General features: G+C 64.3%; 15 protein-coding genes. 5 read left to right on the plus strand and 10 right to left on the minus strand.

Annotation, left to right across the window (positions count from 1 at the left end):
• Positions 1-83: 83 nt before the first annotated feature.
• Positions 84-1,658: a methyl-accepting chemotaxis protein gene (locus U5822_RS04990; protein ID WP_322854525.1), complete on the minus strand. Its 1,575-nt coding sequence runs from the start codon at positions 1,656-1,658 to the stop codon at positions 84-86.
• Between the two features lie 141 nt (positions 1,659-1,799).
• A complete protein-coding gene (locus U5822_RS04995) occupies positions 1,800-2,672 on the minus strand; it encodes a carboxylate/amino acid/amine transporter (protein ID WP_322854526.1) in 873 nt (290 codons plus the stop codon).
• Between the two features lie 123 nt (positions 2,673-2,795).
• Here U5822_RS04995 and U5822_RS05000 point away from each other — a divergent pair, with 123 nt between their 5' ends.
• On the plus strand, positions 2,796-4,193 hold the full coding sequence (locus U5822_RS05000; RefSeq protein WP_322854527.1) for an MATE family efflux transporter: 1,398 nt from the start codon (positions 2,796-2,798) through the stop codon (positions 4,191-4,193).
• Here the strand turns inward: U5822_RS05000 and U5822_RS05005 are convergent.
• Positions 4,123-5,151 carry a GGDEF domain-containing protein gene (locus tag U5822_RS05005; RefSeq protein ID WP_322854528.1) on the minus strand — a complete coding sequence of 343 codons (1,029 nt, stop codon included), beginning with the start codon at positions 5,149-5,151 and terminating at the stop codon, positions 4,123-4,125. The genes U5822_RS05000 and U5822_RS05005 overlap by 71 nt on opposite strands.
• A gap of 258 nt (positions 5,152-5,409) precedes the next feature.
• Here U5822_RS05005 and U5822_RS05010 point away from each other — a divergent pair, with 258 nt between their 5' ends.
• A complete protein-coding gene (locus tag U5822_RS05010; protein WP_322854529.1) occupies positions 5,410-6,534 on the plus strand; it encodes an HD-GYP domain-containing protein in 1,125 nt (374 codons plus the stop codon).
• Here the strand turns inward: U5822_RS05010 and fghA are convergent.
• Positions 6,531-7,376, minus strand: coding sequence for an S-formylglutathione hydrolase (gene fghA, locus U5822_RS05015; RefSeq protein ID WP_322854530.1), 846 nt, complete (start codon positions 7,374-7,376; stop codon positions 6,531-6,533). The genes U5822_RS05010 and fghA overlap by 4 nt on opposite strands.
• Positions 7,377-7,415: 39 nt before the next feature.
• Positions 7,416-7,847 carry a CBS domain-containing protein gene (locus U5822_RS05020; protein WP_322854531.1) on the minus strand — a complete coding sequence of 144 codons (432 nt, stop codon included), beginning with the start codon at positions 7,845-7,847 and terminating at the stop codon, positions 7,416-7,418.
• A gap of 188 nt (positions 7,848-8,035) precedes the next feature.
• On the opposite strand from U5822_RS05020, the gene U5822_RS05025 reads away from it, so the two are divergent.
• Together U5822_RS05025 and U5822_RS05030 are read left to right on the plus strand one after the other, a co-directional pair.
• Entirely contained in the window at positions 8,036-9,400 is a 1,365-nt protein-coding gene (locus U5822_RS05025; RefSeq protein ID WP_322854532.1) for an alanine/glycine:cation symporter family protein, read from the plus strand.
• A gap of 109 nt (positions 9,401-9,509) precedes the next feature.
• Positions 9,510-10,163, plus strand: coding sequence for a peroxiredoxin (locus tag U5822_RS05030; RefSeq protein ID WP_322854533.1), 654 nt, complete (start codon positions 9,510-9,512; stop codon positions 10,161-10,163).
• 88 nt (positions 10,164-10,251) lie between these two features.
• Here the strand turns inward: U5822_RS05030 and U5822_RS05035 are convergent, their stop codons facing one another.
• The 3 genes from U5822_RS05035 to U5822_RS05045 form a co-directional block, all read right to left on the minus strand.
• On the minus strand, positions 10,252-11,034 hold the full coding sequence (locus U5822_RS05035; RefSeq protein WP_322854534.1) for a MetQ/NlpA family ABC transporter substrate-binding protein: 783 nt from the start codon (positions 11,032-11,034) through the stop codon (positions 10,252-10,254).
• A 194-nt stretch (positions 11,035-11,228) separates the two neighbouring features.
• Positions 11,229-11,906, minus strand: a complete 678-nt coding sequence (locus U5822_RS05040) for a methionine ABC transporter permease (protein WP_322854535.1) — start codon at positions 11,904-11,906, stop codon at positions 11,229-11,231.
• Positions 11,906-12,913 (minus strand): methionine ABC transporter ATP-binding protein, encoded by a 1,008-nt coding sequence (locus tag U5822_RS05045; protein WP_322854536.1) that lies wholly within the window; start codon positions 12,911-12,913, stop codon positions 11,906-11,908. Before U5822_RS05045 ends, U5822_RS05040 begins: the two co-directional genes overlap by 1 nt.
• Positions 12,914-13,112: 199 nt before the next feature.
• On the opposite strand from U5822_RS05045, the gene U5822_RS05050 reads away from it, so the two are divergent.
• Positions 13,113-14,534: an HDOD domain-containing protein gene (locus U5822_RS05050; RefSeq protein ID WP_322854537.1), complete on the plus strand. Its 1,422-nt coding sequence runs from the start codon at positions 13,113-13,115 to the stop codon at positions 14,532-14,534.
• 6 nt (positions 14,535-14,540) lie between these two features.
• On the opposite strand, the gene U5822_RS05055 is transcribed toward U5822_RS05050, so the two are convergent.
• Together U5822_RS05055 and U5822_RS05060 are read right to left on the minus strand one after the other, a co-directional pair.
• Positions 14,541-15,227 (minus strand): anti-sigma factor, encoded by a 687-nt coding sequence (locus U5822_RS05055; RefSeq protein WP_322854538.1) that lies wholly within the window; start codon positions 15,225-15,227, stop codon positions 14,541-14,543.
• Positions 15,224-15,781, minus strand: a complete 558-nt coding sequence (locus tag U5822_RS05060; protein WP_322854539.1) for a sigma-70 family RNA polymerase sigma factor — start codon at positions 15,779-15,781, stop codon at positions 15,224-15,226. Before U5822_RS05060 ends, U5822_RS05055 begins: the two co-directional genes overlap by 4 nt.
• Between the last annotated feature and the right edge of the window lie 111 nt (positions 15,782-15,892).

A 15,892-nucleotide genomic window follows, 5' to 3' on the forward strand; every position in this document is an offset into this window, starting at 1 on the left:
GCCAGCACTGGCCGCGGGATGCCAGAGCCGGCCGGGCATCAGTCCGGGCGGAGCCGATGGCCGGTCGGAACAGGTGAGGCTAACTAGCCGTTTTTACTGATAAAGCGCGACACCAGGTCTTTCAGGCCACGGGACATGGCGCTGAGCTGGTCACTGCTCTTGCGGGCCGAGTCGGCCTGTTCGTCACTGTGATCGGCCAGCTCGGCGATGTTGGTCACCTGGCGGTTGATCTCATCCGACACCTGGCTCTGTTCCTCGAACGCCGCCGACATGCTGATGAAACGGTCGGAAATGCTCTGGATCGAGGTGACAATGTCCCGCAGCGAATTTTCCGCGCCCCGGACCTTGTCCAGGCCCTGGCCGGCGACGGCTTCGCCATCCCGGGTGGCCTGCACCGCGGTCTCGACCTGACGACCGAAATCGTCGATCACCTCCTGGATGCGCACGGTGGACTCCCGGGTACGCCGGGCCAGGGAACGCACCTCGTCCGCCACCACCGCGAAGCCCCGCCCCTGCTCGCCGGCGCGGGCGGCCTCGATGGCGGCGTTCAGGGCCAGCAGATTGGTCTGCTCGGCAATTTCGGAGATCAGGTTGGTGGCCTCGCCAATGCTGTGGGTCGACTCACCCAACTGGCCGATGGTCTGGCCGATGCCGTTGACCCGGCTGACCAGCTGCTCGATCGCCTCCAGGGCCTCGGCGCTGCGCTGGCTGCCGACGCCGGCCAGGCGATTGGCCTCCTCGGCCTCGCGGGCATTGGCCGCCACCGATTCGGTGACCTCCTGGATGGACGCGGTCATTTCATTGATCGCCGACGCGGTCTGATCGGTCTCGGCGCGCTGGCGGGAAATGGCCGCCGCGCCCTCGCTGATATAGCCATGGGACGCGCGGGCCTGCTCGGACAGCAGCTCGGCCTGATCCTCGATGCGGGCCAATGCGGTCCGAATTCGAGCGTCCTCACTCACCATTACCATCCCCAGCTGCGAGAACAGGCCGTTTTCACTGCTGTAGGTGCGGGCGACCACCGGGTCCTTGAAGGCATCGGGGCGCAGGTTCAGCAGTCGGTTCAGGCGTCCGGTGACCGAGCCCAGCAGCAGCCCGGCGCCCAGGACATGGCCGAGCACGATGAGGCCCGCCGCCAACCCGGTCTGATCGAAGGTCAGCGCCACCAGGCTGAGCGCCAGGGACAGCAGCATCGGCCAGCCGGAGCGCAGCACCGACACCAGCCGGTCGGTCACGCTCTGGACCGATTTACCGGCGGACAGCCGGCCGTACAGCGCCTCGGCCCGGGTCACCTGATCCCGGGTCGGTTCCACCCGGACCGACTCGAAACCGACCACCTTGCCGTTCTCCCGGATCGGAGTGACGTAGGCGCTGACCCAGTAGTGATCACCGTTCTTGGCCCGGTTCTTGACCACGCCCATCCAGGCCTTGCCGGCCTTGAGGTACGCCCACATGCCCTGGAACACCGGCGGCGGCATGTCCGGGTGTCGAATGACGTTGTGGGGCTGGCCGATCAGCTCGTCACGGGCAAAGCCGCTGATCTCGACAAATTCGTCGTTGCAGTAGGTAATCACGCCCTTGAGGTCGGTGGTGGTGATCAGGCGCCCACCCTTGTGCATCTTGACTTCGCGCTGGGTCACCGGGAGATTCTTGCGCATGGAAATCCGCTCTCTGTCTGGTCCTTGTAACAACGGCAGGTCGGGAGCCGGTATCGGCTCTCGGGGGGCAGTCAACGGGCACTGGCCCACGGTCGTTGGCTTAACGGCCGGTGCCCGGATATCTTGAGTAAGGAGAGCTACCTACGCCGGGCTGGCCAGGCGGGCCCGGGGATGGAAACGGGCGTTGAGCCAGAGCGACAGGGCAATCACCCCGCCCCCGACCGCCAGCCGGAGCAGGTCCGCATCCCGGTTCCAGATCAGCAGGTTGACCAGCAGACCGGCAGGCACCAGGGCGTTGTTCATGACCGCCAGGGTGCCGGCGTCGACGTAGCAGGCCCCGCGGTTCCACAGGAACAGCCCCAGCCCCGACGCCGCCAGCCCCAGCCAGGCCAGGATGCCCCACTGCAGGGAGGTGGACGGCAGCCGGTCCGGGTTGCCGAAGATCAGGAACGACGGCAGGGCGATGATCAGGGCCCCGAAGAAGAAGTAACCGAAGGTGCGGTAGGCCGGCAGGGTCAGCGGGTAGTGCTGCATGACGTGCTTGTAGCCCACCTGGCCGGCGGCAAAGGTGAAGTTGGCCACCTGCAGCAGCAGGAAGCCGGTGATGAAGTCCTCACTCAGGCCATCGTAGCGGATGATGCCGGCACCCACCGTCGCCACCGCCGCGGCCACCAGGGCGACGGGGGAGAAGCGCTTGAACAGCGCGTCGTCGATCAGGGTCACGTAAAGCGGGGTGAAGATGGTGAACAGCAGCACTTCCGGTACGCTCAGGTAACTGAACGAGCGGTACAGGCACAGGTAGGTAATGCCAAACTGCAGCATGCCGGTGGCCAGGATGCCCAGCTTCAGGCCGGACGGCACCCCACGCCAGCGGGTGAAGGGCAGGAACACCAGCGCCCCCAGCAGCACCCGGCTGAGGACCGCAAAATCGCTGTCGACCTGGCCGGCCAGAAACTCGCCGATCAGGCTGAAGGAAAACGCCCAGAGAACCGTGACAAAGACCAGTAAACCCATCGTACCTGCCATCCGTTGAATTCGAGGCGCGTACTTTACCGGTTTTGGCCGGTCGTTGCAGCGGCGCAAGGGCGCACAAATGCCGATGCCCTGCGGGCCACCAATGGCGTATCATGCCGCGCCATGGACGAATCACACCAGCCCCTCCCGGAACGCCGCCAGCCCCTGGTCACCCGCACCCTCGCCGAATGGCGAACGCTGGCGATCCTGGGCGGCCCGATCCTGATTGCCCAGATCGCGCAGATGGCCAACGGCGTCATCGACACGGTCATGGCCGGCCACGCCAGCGCCGAGGACCTGGCCGCGGTCGGCATCGGCAGCAGCCTGTGGATGCCCCTGTTCCTGTTTTTCATGGGGCTGCTGGGTGCCTTGCAGCCGATCATTTCCGGCTACAACGGCGCCCGGACCCTGGACCGGATCATGCCCACCACCTGGCAAGGCCTGTACCTGGCCGGCGCCGGTTCGGTGATCATGATTGCCCTGCTGACCCAGGTGCACCCGGTGCTGGCCCTGCTCAACCTGGAGCCGCGCACCGCCGGCATCACCCAGGGCTACCTGGACGCCTTCGCCTGGGGGGTACCGGCCATGCTGCTGATGACCGCCCTGCGCGGACTCACCGACGGCCTGGGCCACACCCGGGTGATCATGGCGTTTTCGGTGCTGAGCACCCTGATCAACCTGCCGCTGAACTACATCTTCATCTACGGCAAATTCGGCCTGCCGGCCATGGGCGGTGTCGGCTGCGGCTGGGCCACCTCACTGTCCAACGGCATCGCCGCCCTGGCGCTGCTGGTGTACCTGAACCGCAGCGAAACCTATCGCCGCTTTCACCTGCTGGCCGACTGGGCGGCACCCAAGCTGGCCGACCTCGGCTACATCCTGCGCATCGGGGTGCCCATCGGTTTTACCATCTTCGTCGAGGCCAGCATGTTCTCGGTGATCGCGCTGTTCCTGGCACCCCTGGGTCCGGTGGTGGTGGCCGGGCACCAGATCGCCCTGAACGTGGTATCGCTGCTGTTCATGCTGCCGCTGAGCATCGGCATGGCGCTGACCCTGCGGGTGAGTTTCCTGATGGGGGCCGGGGCGCCCGACACCGCCCGGCTGATTTCGCGCAGTTCGCTGCTCTTGGCGGCGGCCACGGCCCTGGTGTTTGCCCTGCTGCTGTGGCTGTTCTCCGAGCAGATCGCCGCCCTCTACACCGGCGAGGCCGAAGTCCGCCAGGTCACCGTGCGCCTGCTGCTGTTTGCCGCCCTGTTCCAGATCGCCGACGTGATCCAGGTGACCTGCATCAGCGCCTTGCGGGGCTACAAGGACACCCGGATTCCGATGTTCATCATGGTGTTTTCGTTCTGGGGGCTGGGGCTGCCGTTGGGCTATGCCCTGACCTTTACCGACCTGATCTGGCCGGCCATGGGCGCCGCCGGCTTCTGGGTGGGACTGACCGGTGGGCTTACGTCAGCGAGTATGCTGCTGGGCTGGCGGTTGTTCCGCTTTGCCCCTGGCCCAGATCGGCAAAAATGATGCGGTCTCGGCCGGAGGCCTTGGCCTCGTACAGGGCCGCATCGGCGCGCTCGAGCCAGCCGTCCACCGATTCCCCGGGCTGGAATTGTGCCACGCCAAAGGACACGGTAATGGCGTTGTCCCGCAACTTTAGGTGCTTACGCAACAGAAACTGGAGATTGGCCAGCACGGTCTCCAGGCCGGCACCCTCGGTGCCCGGCAGCAACAGCACGAACTCCTCGCCGCCGTAGCGGAACAACTGGTCCGTGCGCCGGGTGTGTTGTTCGATCAGGGCCACCAGATCCACCAACACCTCGTCGCCGGCACTGTGGCCGTATTCGTCGTTGATGCGCTTGAAGTGATCGATGTCCAGCAGGGCGATGGCGCAGGGGGTTCGGGAGCGCTCGGCGTTGGCCACCGCGCGATCCAGCTCCTGATCCATGGAGCGCCGGTTGGCGACCCCGGTCAGCGGGTCGATGGTGGCCAGATGCTCCAGCCGTTCGCGCTGGCTCTGGTTGCGGAAGGCAAACACGTAGGCGCAGGCGCTGACCACCAGGGAGGTGGCAATGAAGGACCAGAGATGCACGCCCGAAGCAAAGATCTCAGTTTGCACGGCCAGCGCCAGGATCGCCGCCAGATTGACCACCGTGGCCACCCGCGGCCCGGTCAGGAAGAAGCTGGTGACCAGACAGGGGAACAACCACAACAGACCGGGCTCACCGACGATGCGGGTAATCACCACCGCGCTCAGGGAGGTGGTCACTGCCATGAACAAACCGCTGCGCTCGGTGCGCCCGGTGAGCCAGGCGTGCAGCACACTGACGCACACGCACAGCACAATCACGCTGTCGGCCAGCCCGGCCAACACTTCGCCCTGCATGAACCGGAACACGGCAAACGGCGCCACGCCAAGAATGGCACAGGCTCCGAGCAGGGTGATGATGGACAGGCGAAAATCGGTTCTGAGCCGATAGAACATCGCGGAGAGGCTCCGACCTAGTTATTATTTAGCCTGCTAGCATAGCCCAAGCGTAGTCTCCAGTCCTCTGCCAGGCCAAAGATTTAACAAAGCGATGACAGATCGTCACAAACTGTGAATCAGCGCTCACTCTTTGGCTCTCAACGTGTCACTGTTAAATCGAGTAAAACAAATACACGGAATGCCGCAAATATAGAGCCGGGCCCTCGTTGTCGCTACACTGTCGCCATGTCTGACCGTTCAGAAGGATCCTTGAGCGTGAACAATCTTGTCCGAATCGCACCCGGCGCCCTGGAGCTGGGCCGACCGTTGCCCTGGAACGTCTATGACGCCAATGGTAACGTGCTGCTGCGTCAGGGCTATGTGATTCAGACCGACACCCAGCTCGAGCAGCTGTTCGAGCGCGGTCGGTTCAAGCCCCGCAAGATCGAACGACCCCAGGACGAAGTGGTCGAGGACACCCGCCAGCGCAACCCCTTTGCCGACTATCCGGACCTGTTGCATTCGCTGGAAGCCACCCTGGAAGCCATCACCGACCACGACCCCTCGGCCCAGAAACGCCTGACGGGCCTGACCCGGATGATCATGCGCACCTGCGCCGAGGCCCCGGACGCCAGCCTGGCCCTGGTGCACCTGTATTCCATCGGCCCGACGGTGCTCGAGCAGGTGCTGTTCCACGCCATCCTGAGCCAGTTCATTGCCCGCCAGTTTGGCCTCGAGGACAACCGTATCAGCGTCCTCACCGCCGCCGCCCTGACCGCCAACCTGGCTCTGGTGCCGGTCGCGGACCAGCTCAACGCCTCCAACAAGCTGCTCACCGACGATCAGCGCGGGGTCATCCGCCGGCACCCGACCCGGGCCATCCAGGCGCTAAAAACAGCGGGCATCGACAACAAGCTGATGCTCCGAATCATTGCCCAGCACCACGAGCAGGCGGATGGCTCCGGCTACCCCGAGGGCCTGAGCGGCACCGAGATCCGGCCCGAGGCGGAAATCCTGGCGCTGTCCGAACGCTACGTGGCGATGATCACCAAACGCGCCTACCGCAACCGGCTGACGGTGACCGAGGCCCGGCGGCTGGTGGCGACACTGGCGGACGGCAAGTATCGCCCGGCCATCCCCAAGGCACTGCTGCAGGTGCTGGGGGAGTTTCCGCCGGGGGTACTGGTGCGTCTGGACAACAACGAAGTGGGCGTGGTGACCGGCCGCCCGGTGCGGGCCCGCGGCCCCTTTGTGAAGGCCATCATCGGGCCCCGGGGCAACCGCTACAGCGGCACCTTCGAGCGGGACGCCAGCGTACTGGAATTCAACATCCGGGGCGTGGAAGAGCCGGAAATCATGCCGTCCATGGACTTCAGCCGGATCTGGGGCTTCAGCGCCTAACGCAGCCCCAGCGCCTGGGCGTGATGTTCCAGATGCTCGTCGATGAACGAGGCGATGAAGAAGTAGCTGTGGTCGTAACCCCGGTGCATGCGCAGGTTGATGTGGTGATGGAAGGTCTCGCAGACCGCCGCCAGCGCGTCCGGATTCAGCTGGGTCTCCAGGAATTCGTCGGCGGTGCCCTGATCCACCAGCAGCGGCAGGCGCTCCCGTGCGGTGGGAATCAGCAGGGTGGCGTCCCACTCCTCCCAGGCCCGGGCGTCATCCCCCAGATACCCGGAAAACGCCTTCTGGCCCCAGGGGCATTCACTCGGATTGGCGATGGGCGCAAACGCCGACACCGAGGCGTAGCGGCCCGGATTCTTCAGGGCGGCGATGAGGGCGCCATGACCACCCATGGAATGACCGCTGACCGAGCGCTGGTCGGTGACCGGTAGCGAATGCTCCACCAGCTGCGGCAGTTCCTTCACCACGTAGTCGTACATCCGGTAATGGGGTGCCCAGGGTTGCTGGGTCGCGTTGATGTAGAACCCGGCGCCGGTGCCAAAATCGTAGCTGTCGTCTTCGCCCGGCAGGTTCAGCCCACGCGGACTGGTGTCCGGGCAGACAATGGCCAGCCCCAGTTGGGCCGCCCGCTTCATGGCGCCGGCTTTCTGCATGAAGTTCTGGTCGGTGCAGGTCAGCCCGGACAGCCAGTACAGCACCGGTACCGGTTTCGCGTCCCGGGCCACCGCGGCCGGTGGCAGGAACACGGCAAACTCCATGTCGCACTCCAGGGTCGCGGAGTAGTGGCGGTAGCGGCGATGTTCGCCGTCAAAACAGACATTGGTGGAGAGCAGTTCCATAGCATCCTCGCCGGAAAAGTGGGTGGAACGGGGGTAGTCTCAGTCGTCCGCGCTGGCGTACTTGGGCAATTCAATGCCGCAGCCGGCCCGGGCCAGTTCGGCCAGGATGGCGGTACGGGTGACAATGCCAATCAGTTTGCCATGATCCACCACCGGGTACACCTTCGGTTTTCCCGCACCCAGGTTCTGGGCCAGGTCCACCACCGCCAGTTCCGCCGACACCGTCACCGGCTCCCGGAACATCACGTCATCGACAATCGGATCGCCCTCGCAGTGGTAGCTGCTGACCAGCAAGGCATGGATGCAGTCCTGCTCCGAAACGAAGCCCAGCACATGGCGCTGGTCGTCCACCACCGGCAACCCGGTGACGTGGTTGTGCAGCAGGTTCTTCACCACGCGCGTCAACGGCGTGCCACACCGAATGGGTTCAATGTGATTCCACATGACGTCCGAGACTTTCAGTGAGCGCATGGGCAGGCCTCCTCCCGTTGAAGCGACTGGACCCGACTCCGGCCCGGGCCCCTCTCTATAACCATAGGCAATGCACCCCAGAAAGGAAAACTGAAACCCCACCAGGGAGTTTACAGATGCGTTTTATTGCTTAAACTCAGATGGTTACGCCCCAAAAGGGCCCAAACCGCTAACTTCGGGAGATCCCCATGGAAGCCATTTCTGACTTTGTTGGACAACTCAATTCCCTGGTATGGGGCCCGCCCATGCTGGTGCTCATTCTCGGTGTCGGCCTGTTTCTCAGCCTGGGCCTGAAGCTGATGCCGGTGCGTAAACTGGGCGCCGGCTTCCGGTTGATGTGGCAGGGGCGCAAGGCCACCGGGGCCGAGTCCGAAGGGGAAATCCCGCCGTTCCAGGCCTTGATGACCGCCCTGTCGGCCACCGTCGGCACCGGCAACATCGCCGGTGTCGCCACCGCCGTGTTCCTGGGCGGCCCCGGCGCGCTGTTCTGGATGTGGCTGACGGCCCTGGTCGGGATGGCCACCAAGTATTCGGAAGCCGTCCTGGCGGTACGCTTCCGGGAAGTGGACGAACGCGGCGACCACGTCGGCGGCCCCATGTACTACATCCGCAACGGCCTGGGCCAGAAATGGGCCTGGCTCGGTGTGCTGTTTGCCATCTTCGCGGCCATTGCCGGCTTCGGTATCGGCAACACCGTGCAGGCCAACTCCGTGGCCGACGTCATGGAAGCCAGCTTCGGCGTACCGGATTGGCTGACCGGGCTGATCCTGATGGTGCTGGTGGGCGCGGTACTGATCGGCGGCATCCGGCGCATCGGCCAGGTCGCCAGTGCCCTGGTCCCGTTCATGGCCATTTCCTACCTGGTCGCCGGGCTGCTGGTACTGGCGATCAACGCCAATGAAATCCCGGCGGCCCTGGCCCTGGTGTTCGAACACGCCTTCAGCCCCATCGCCGCCGAGGGCGGTTTTGCCGGCGCCGCCGTCTGGGCCGCCATCCGCTTCGGGGTCGCCCGGGGCATCTTCTCGAACGAGGCCGGCCTGGGTTCGGCACCCATCGCCCACGCCGCCGCCCAGACCAAGAACCCGATCAACCAGGGCATGGTGGCCATGCTCGGCACCTTCATCGACACCCTGATCATCTGCTCCATCACCGGCCTGGTGATCATCACCTCCGGCACCTGGACCGCCGGCGTGTCCGGCGCCGAGCTGACCTCCATGGCCTTTGCCGAGGCGCTGCCGGGCATCGGCAACTACCTGGTGGCCATTGCCCTGGCCGTGTTCGCCTTCACCACCATCCTGGGCTGGTCGTTCTACGGCGAACGCTGCATCGAGTTCCTGTTCGGGGTGAAGGCCATCGTGCCCTACCGGGTGGCCTGGATTGTCGCCATACCGGTAGGCGCCACCCTGAATCTGGGCTTTGTCTGGCTGGTGGCGGACACCCTGAACGCCATGATGGCCCTGCCCAACCTGGTGGCCCTGCTGCTGCTCAGCCCGGTGGTGTTCAAGCTCACCCGCGAGCATTTTGACCGGCAGAAAGCCGTCGGCAACGCCTAGCCCCTTGTTTTTTGGGCCTGCTCCACCCACCTAGGGAAGTAGGCCCGAAAACGACCGACGGTTACGGGCCAACCGACCGAAGACCCAACAGCACGAAGGAGAGCCGTGTATGAGTTTACGTCTTGGAGATACCGCACCGGATTTCGAACAGGATTCCAGCGAAGGCCGCATCTCGTTCCACGACTGGTTGGGGGACAGCTGGGGCATCCTGTTCTCGCATCCGGCCGACTTCACCCCCGTGTGCACCACCGAGCTCGGCCTGACCGCCAAGCTCCGTGACGAGTTTGCCAAGCGTAACGTCAAGGCCATCGCCCTGAGCGTGGACCCGGTCGATTCGCACCAGGAGTGGATCCGGGACATCAACGAGACCCAGGGCTGCACGGTCAATTTCCCGATCATCGCCGATCAGGACCGCAAGGTGTCGGAACTCTACGACATGATTCATCCGAACGCGGACAGCAGCCTGACCGTCCGGTCCCTGTTCGTGATCGATCCGAACAAGAAGATCCGGCTGATGATCACCTACCCGGCCAGCACCGGCCGCAACTTCAACGAGGTGCTGCGGGTGGTGGACTCACTGCAGCTGACCGACGACCACAAGGTGGCCACCCCGGGCAACTGGGAACGGGGCGGCGATGTGGTGATCGTGCCCTCTCTGCAGGACGAGGACGAGATCCAGCGCCGGTTCCCGCAGGGCTACAAGGCGGTTAAATCCTACCTGCGGATGACGCCGGATCCGAAAGCCAACTGGGGCGGCAACTGATCAGCCGCGACCAGTCGGACACAAAAAAGGCCGGGCAGCGCACGCTGCCCGGCCTTTTTCATGGCTGCCGGCACCAGGCCGGCGACCCTCAGAATGCCGGTACCACGGCACCCTCGTAGCTGTCCTTGATGAACGCCTTGACCTCATCGGACTGCAGCGCGTTCGCCAGCTTCTGCATGGCCTCGCTGTCCTTGTTGTCCGGGCGCGCGACCAGGATGTTCACGTACGGGGAATCGGACCCCTCGATCACCAGCGCGTCCTCGGTCGGGTTGAGACCGGCTTCCAGCGCGTAGTTGGTGTTGATCAGGGCGATGTCGACCTGGTTCAGGATCCGGGGCAGGGTTGCCGCTTCCAGCTCCTTGAAGTCCAGGTCCTTGGGGTTGTCGGCAATGTCACGCGGGGTCGCGGTGATCTTGCTGGCATCCTTCAGGGTGATCAGACCGGCTTTCTGCAGCAGCAGAAGGGCGCGGCCACCGTTGGTGGGGTCGTTCGGGATGGCGACCACGGAACCCTCTTCCAGATCGTCCAGTGAATCGATCTTGCTGGAGTAGGCGCCAAACGGCTCAACGTGGACACCGGCGACGGTCACCAGGTTGGTGCCACGACCGGCGTTGAACTCGTCCAGATACGGCTTGTGCTGGAAGAAGTTGGCGTCCATCCGCTTCTGGTCCACCTGGATGTTGGGCTGGATGTAGTCGGTGAATACCTTCACATCCAGCTCCACACCCTGCTCGGCCAGCGCCGGCTTAACGAACTCCAGGATCTCCGCGTGCGGGACCGGGGTGGCGGCTACGGACAGTTCTTCGGCGGCAACCGCACCGGAGAAGGTGGCGGCGGCAGCCAGGGCTGCAAACGTCTTCTTCAGATTCATAACTCAATTCTCCTGTTAACCCATGAAACACATGATATACGCGTGATGGCTCACCCGAGAGCTTTGGCCCGCTGGCCGGCCAACCCTTCCGAAAACGTGGAGCGCCAGGGATGGCGCGACCGAGCCCTACAGGGACGTATTTACGGGCGTTTTTCGGAAGGGTTGGCCGGCCAGCGGCTTACCTCGAAGCGAGCCTACTTACGGCTGAAATACAGCACCAACCGGTCTCCGACCATCTGCAAGACCTGGACGAAGATCACTAGCAGCGCCACGGTGATGACCATGACGTCGGTCTGGAACCGCTGGTAACCGAAGCGGATGGCCAGATCACCCAGACCACCGCCACCGATGACGCCTGACATGGCCGCGTAGGACACCAGGGTAATGGCGGTCACGGTAATGCCCGCAATGATCCCGGGCAAGGCCTCCGGCAGCAACGCTCCGAACACGATCTGTTTCACGCTGGCGCCCATGGCCTGGGTGGCTTCGATGATGCCCCGGTCCACTTCCCGCAGCGAGGTTTCCACCAGGCGGGCAAAGAAGGGCGCGCCACCGGCGACCAGCGGCGGGATGGCGCCGGCCACCCCCAGGGAGGTGCCGATCAGCATGACCGTGAACGGAATCATCACGATCAGCAGGATGATGAAGGGCACCGACCGCAGCACGTTTACTACGAACGACAGCACCGCGTAGGCCACCGGCTGCTCCAGCAACTGACGCTTGCCGGTCAGAAACAGCAGCACGCCGATGGGCAAGCCAATCAGCACGCTGAACAGCAACGACATGCCCACCATCACCAGGGTGTCCCAACTGGCCCAGCCGATCTCGGACCAGTCCACGTTGCTCAACAGGGTTTCGGTCAGAAATTCCATCAGCGCAGCACCTCCACGTGAACGTCGGCGGCCTCAAGCGCGGACATGGCGACGTCCAGGTCACCGCCGACCAGGGACAGGGTCAACTGGCCATAGGGGGTGTCCTTGATGTGGTCGATGCGACCGGACAGGATGCTGAAATCGACACCGGATTCCCGCGCGACGCTACCCAGCAGCGGCTTGTAGGTGGCGTCACCCTTGAAGGTCAGGCGCATGATGCGGCCTTTGGCCTTCTGCAGGTCTTCCTGCATTTCCTCGCGGTCGATGCTCTCGCTCTCGAACACGAAATCCCGGGTGGTCGGGTGCTTGGGGTGCAGGAACACCTCGCTGACCGGGCCCATTTCCACCACTTCGCCGGCGTCCATCACCGCCACCCGGTCACAGACCCGGCGCACCACGTCCATCTCATGGGTGATCAGCACGATGGTCAGGCCCAGCTCGCGGTTGATGTCCGCCAGCAGCTTCAGCACCGACTGCGTGGTTTGCGGATCCAGGGCACTGGTGGCCTCGTCGCACAGCAGGATGGTCGGGCGGCAGGCCAGGGCCCGGGCAATGCCGACCCGCTGCTTCTGGCCGCCGGACAGCTGGGACGGGTATTTGTTCGCATGGTCAGTCAGGCTGACCCGGGCCAGCAGTTCCTGGACCCGGTCGCGAATGTCGGTCTTGGAGTAGATGCCCGCCAGCTTCATCGGGAAGGCGATATTGTCGGCCACGGTCTTCGACGACAGCAGATTGAAGTGCTGGAAGATCATGCCGACCTTGCGCCGGAACGCCCGCAGCTCGGCCGGGCTGTACTCGGTAATGTTCTCGTCGTCGATCAGGATGCGGCCACCGGTGGGCGGCTCGAGCAGGTTGATCAGACGGACCAGCGTGGACTTGCCCGCGCCGGAATGGCCGACGATGCCGAACACCTCGCCGGTTTCTATGGTCATATCCGTGGGGTGCAGCGCGGGGATCGCCCGGCCAGCCACCTGATACGACTTCTGTACCTGGTCAAATACAATCACGGTCAGCGCCTTGTGGGTGCAGCGTTAAAACCGGCGATTATAGCCTATTCACCGGGCAAACCCGAACCCCGGCACCCGGGCCCGGGTGGGTAGTTGCCCGTACACAAACGGTTACCGACACCCAAGTGGGCCGTGCACTAAACTCAACAGCAACAGACACCACAACAACCAAGCACGACTGAGTTTCGAGGCCCCATCATTGACCGCCAAGACTGACCACGCGCCCGTCCGGATGACGTCCACCCAGGCCTGGGTAAGCTACCTGAGCAAGGTGGAACTGCCCGTGCTGGCCAACACCCTCCGGCGCATCAACGAGTTGACCGACAGCCGCAACAGCACGGTGAACGAGCTGGCCAGCGTAATCCTGAACGACGCCCAGCTCACCTCCCAGGTCCTGCGGCTGTCGAACACGGTGTTCTACAACCAGACCCGGACCCAGGTCAGCACCGTGAGCCGGGCCATCACCCTGATTGGCTTCGACGCGGTCAAATCCATGGCCATCTCCTCGCTGATCGTTGACGCCCTGCTCCAGCGCAACGACCGGCCGCACCTGCTGCGTTGCCTGGCCCGGGCCATCCACGCCGCGGTGCAGGCCCGCTGCCTGATGCCCAAGCGCAATGAAACCGCGCTGGAAGAGGTGTTCATCGGCGCGTTGCTGATGAACATCGGCGAACTGGCGTTCTGGTCCTGCGAAACCGACCAGGCCAACGAACTGGAGCAGCACCTGCGCCTGGAGGAACCGCCGGTCCAGGCCCAGAAGGCGGTCCTGCACACCACCTTCACCGAGATCACCCGGGGCCTGGTGGAGGCCTGGTCACTGGGTCCGTTCATCAAGGACGTGGTGGCGCCGGGCCAGGCCAACTCACCGGCCGCCAGCCTGGTGCGTCACTCGGTTGAAATGGCACGGGTGTCGGAACAGGGCTGGCGGGGTGACGAAATGGACGGTCTGCTGGACCAGCTGAGCGAGGATATCGGCCAGAGTCCGGCGGTGATTCGCGATCAGATCAAGGTTAACGCCACCGAGGCCGCCCGGGTGGCGGTGTCCCTGGGCATTCCCCAGGTGACGGCGCTGATGCCGGGTAACGAGCAGGCGGGCAACAGCGGCAGCACCCAGGCGCCGCAGATGGATGCCGAGCTGCAGCTGGAGATCCTGCGCGATCTGACCCAGAGCCTGGCCGAGAAACCGGACATCAACGAGGTCTGCCTGCTGGTCATCGAGGGCATTCACCGGGCCATTGGCATGCAACGGGTGGCGTTGCTGATGGGGGATCGCAGCGGCAACGACCTGGTCCCGCGCAAGCTCAGCGGCCGCGGCACCGAGGCCTGGCGCGAACACTTCACCCTGCCCAGGGACGGTGCCGGCGCGCTCGGTGCGCTGGTGCCGGAGGGCGGCTGCTGCATCTACCAGCCCGACGCCAACGCCCGCGCCATCGAGTACGATCGCTGGTTGGGCCGGGTACCGGCATTGGTGGGTCCGTTGCGGGCCGGTGGCCGCCTGGTGGGCCTGTTCTACGCCGACAATGCCGCCGGCGACTACACCCCGTCAGAGCAGCAGCTGGCGGCGTTCGGCCATTTCATCCAGAACGCCCAGCTGTGCCTGACCCTGATGGCGGCGAAGTAACGGCAGTCAGAGTTCGTACAGTTTGGTCACGTGCAGGATCGGTCCAGTCGGCGCCCCCGTCGGCGAGCCGCCCCGCGGCTCCAGACTGATCGCCAGGGTTTTGCTTTGAGACAGCGCCGCCCGTGCCTCGTCGGTCAGCTGGACCCGATGCACGCCGCCCGCCGGGATCACCCCCAACGACAGCGGCCCGCCCTGCTCCGGCACAACCCAGAGTTCGTAATCCTTGCCAGCCTCAGCGGCACTGGCGGCCACCGACCGCAATTTCAGGGAACGGTCCGCCCCGGACTCGCTGACCAACCAGAGCGGATCGCTCACATTCGCCTGCACGATGGCGCCGGAGAGTTGTTGGCTGGGTGCCGGCTGTTGCACCACCAACACCGCCAATACCAGCACGGCGGCGGTGGCGACCAGGCTCCAGCTTGGCCAGAACCAACGAATGCCGCCGCCAGAACGCTGATCAGCGGCCGCTGGCCACAAACGCTGCTCGATGCCTCGCCATACTGACGTTGGCGGCTCGACCGGCGACACCTCAGCCGACAACTGAGCCAGCTTCGCCTCCCAGAACCAAACTTCCCGACGGACCCGTCCAGACACCATCATCCAGCGTTCAAACCGGCGCCGCGCGCGACCCTGCAAGGAGCCCAGCACGTATTCCGCCGCTAAGCTCTCAATTCGCTCATCTGTCATCTTCATCGTTCGAGACACCTCTTAAGAGCGATCAGGCCACGCCGTATCCAGCTTTTGACCGTACCGATGGGCGAACTCAGGGCCTGGGAAAGTTCGTCGTGGGTCAGTCCCTTGTAATAGGAGAGCAGAATGCTGTCCCTCTGGTTGTCGCTGAGCTCATCGAGGCAGCCGGTCAATTGGGCCGCACCAGCATCCCGCAACGACTCGTCCAACGGACCGGCCCGATGGTCCTCAACCTGTTCGAGCTGATCCTCACCTGCGTGCTGCCGTACCTTTCGGGCACGCATTAAATCCAAGGTCCGGTACCGGGCAATCGTCATCATCCAGCCCAGGGGCGTGCCCCGATCACTGTGGTATTCCCGGGCGTGATGCCAAATCTGGATAAACGCCTCCTGCAAGGCCTCCTCCGCCAGCTCCCGCTGGCCTGCCAGTTTCAGGCAGACACCAAACATCCGCCCTGAGATTGATTCATACAGTTGCTGGAAAGAACGCCGGTCACCCTGGCCTACCCCTACTAAAAGGCGCATCAGGTCGTCCTGATTGACGTCGATCTGAGACATTTCCGCTCCAATGATCACTGCTAAACGGGTTACGCGCCGGCGTTCTGGCGAGATGCAGAGTTGAGGCTAACTTTTTTAAATGGAAAGTGCATCTAACCGTTCCACCCGCCC

Source organism: Marinobacter qingdaonensis, from assembly GCF_034555935.1.
Classification (GTDB): domain Bacteria; phylum Pseudomonadota; class Gammaproteobacteria; order Pseudomonadales; family Oleiphilaceae; genus Marinobacter; species Marinobacter qingdaonensis.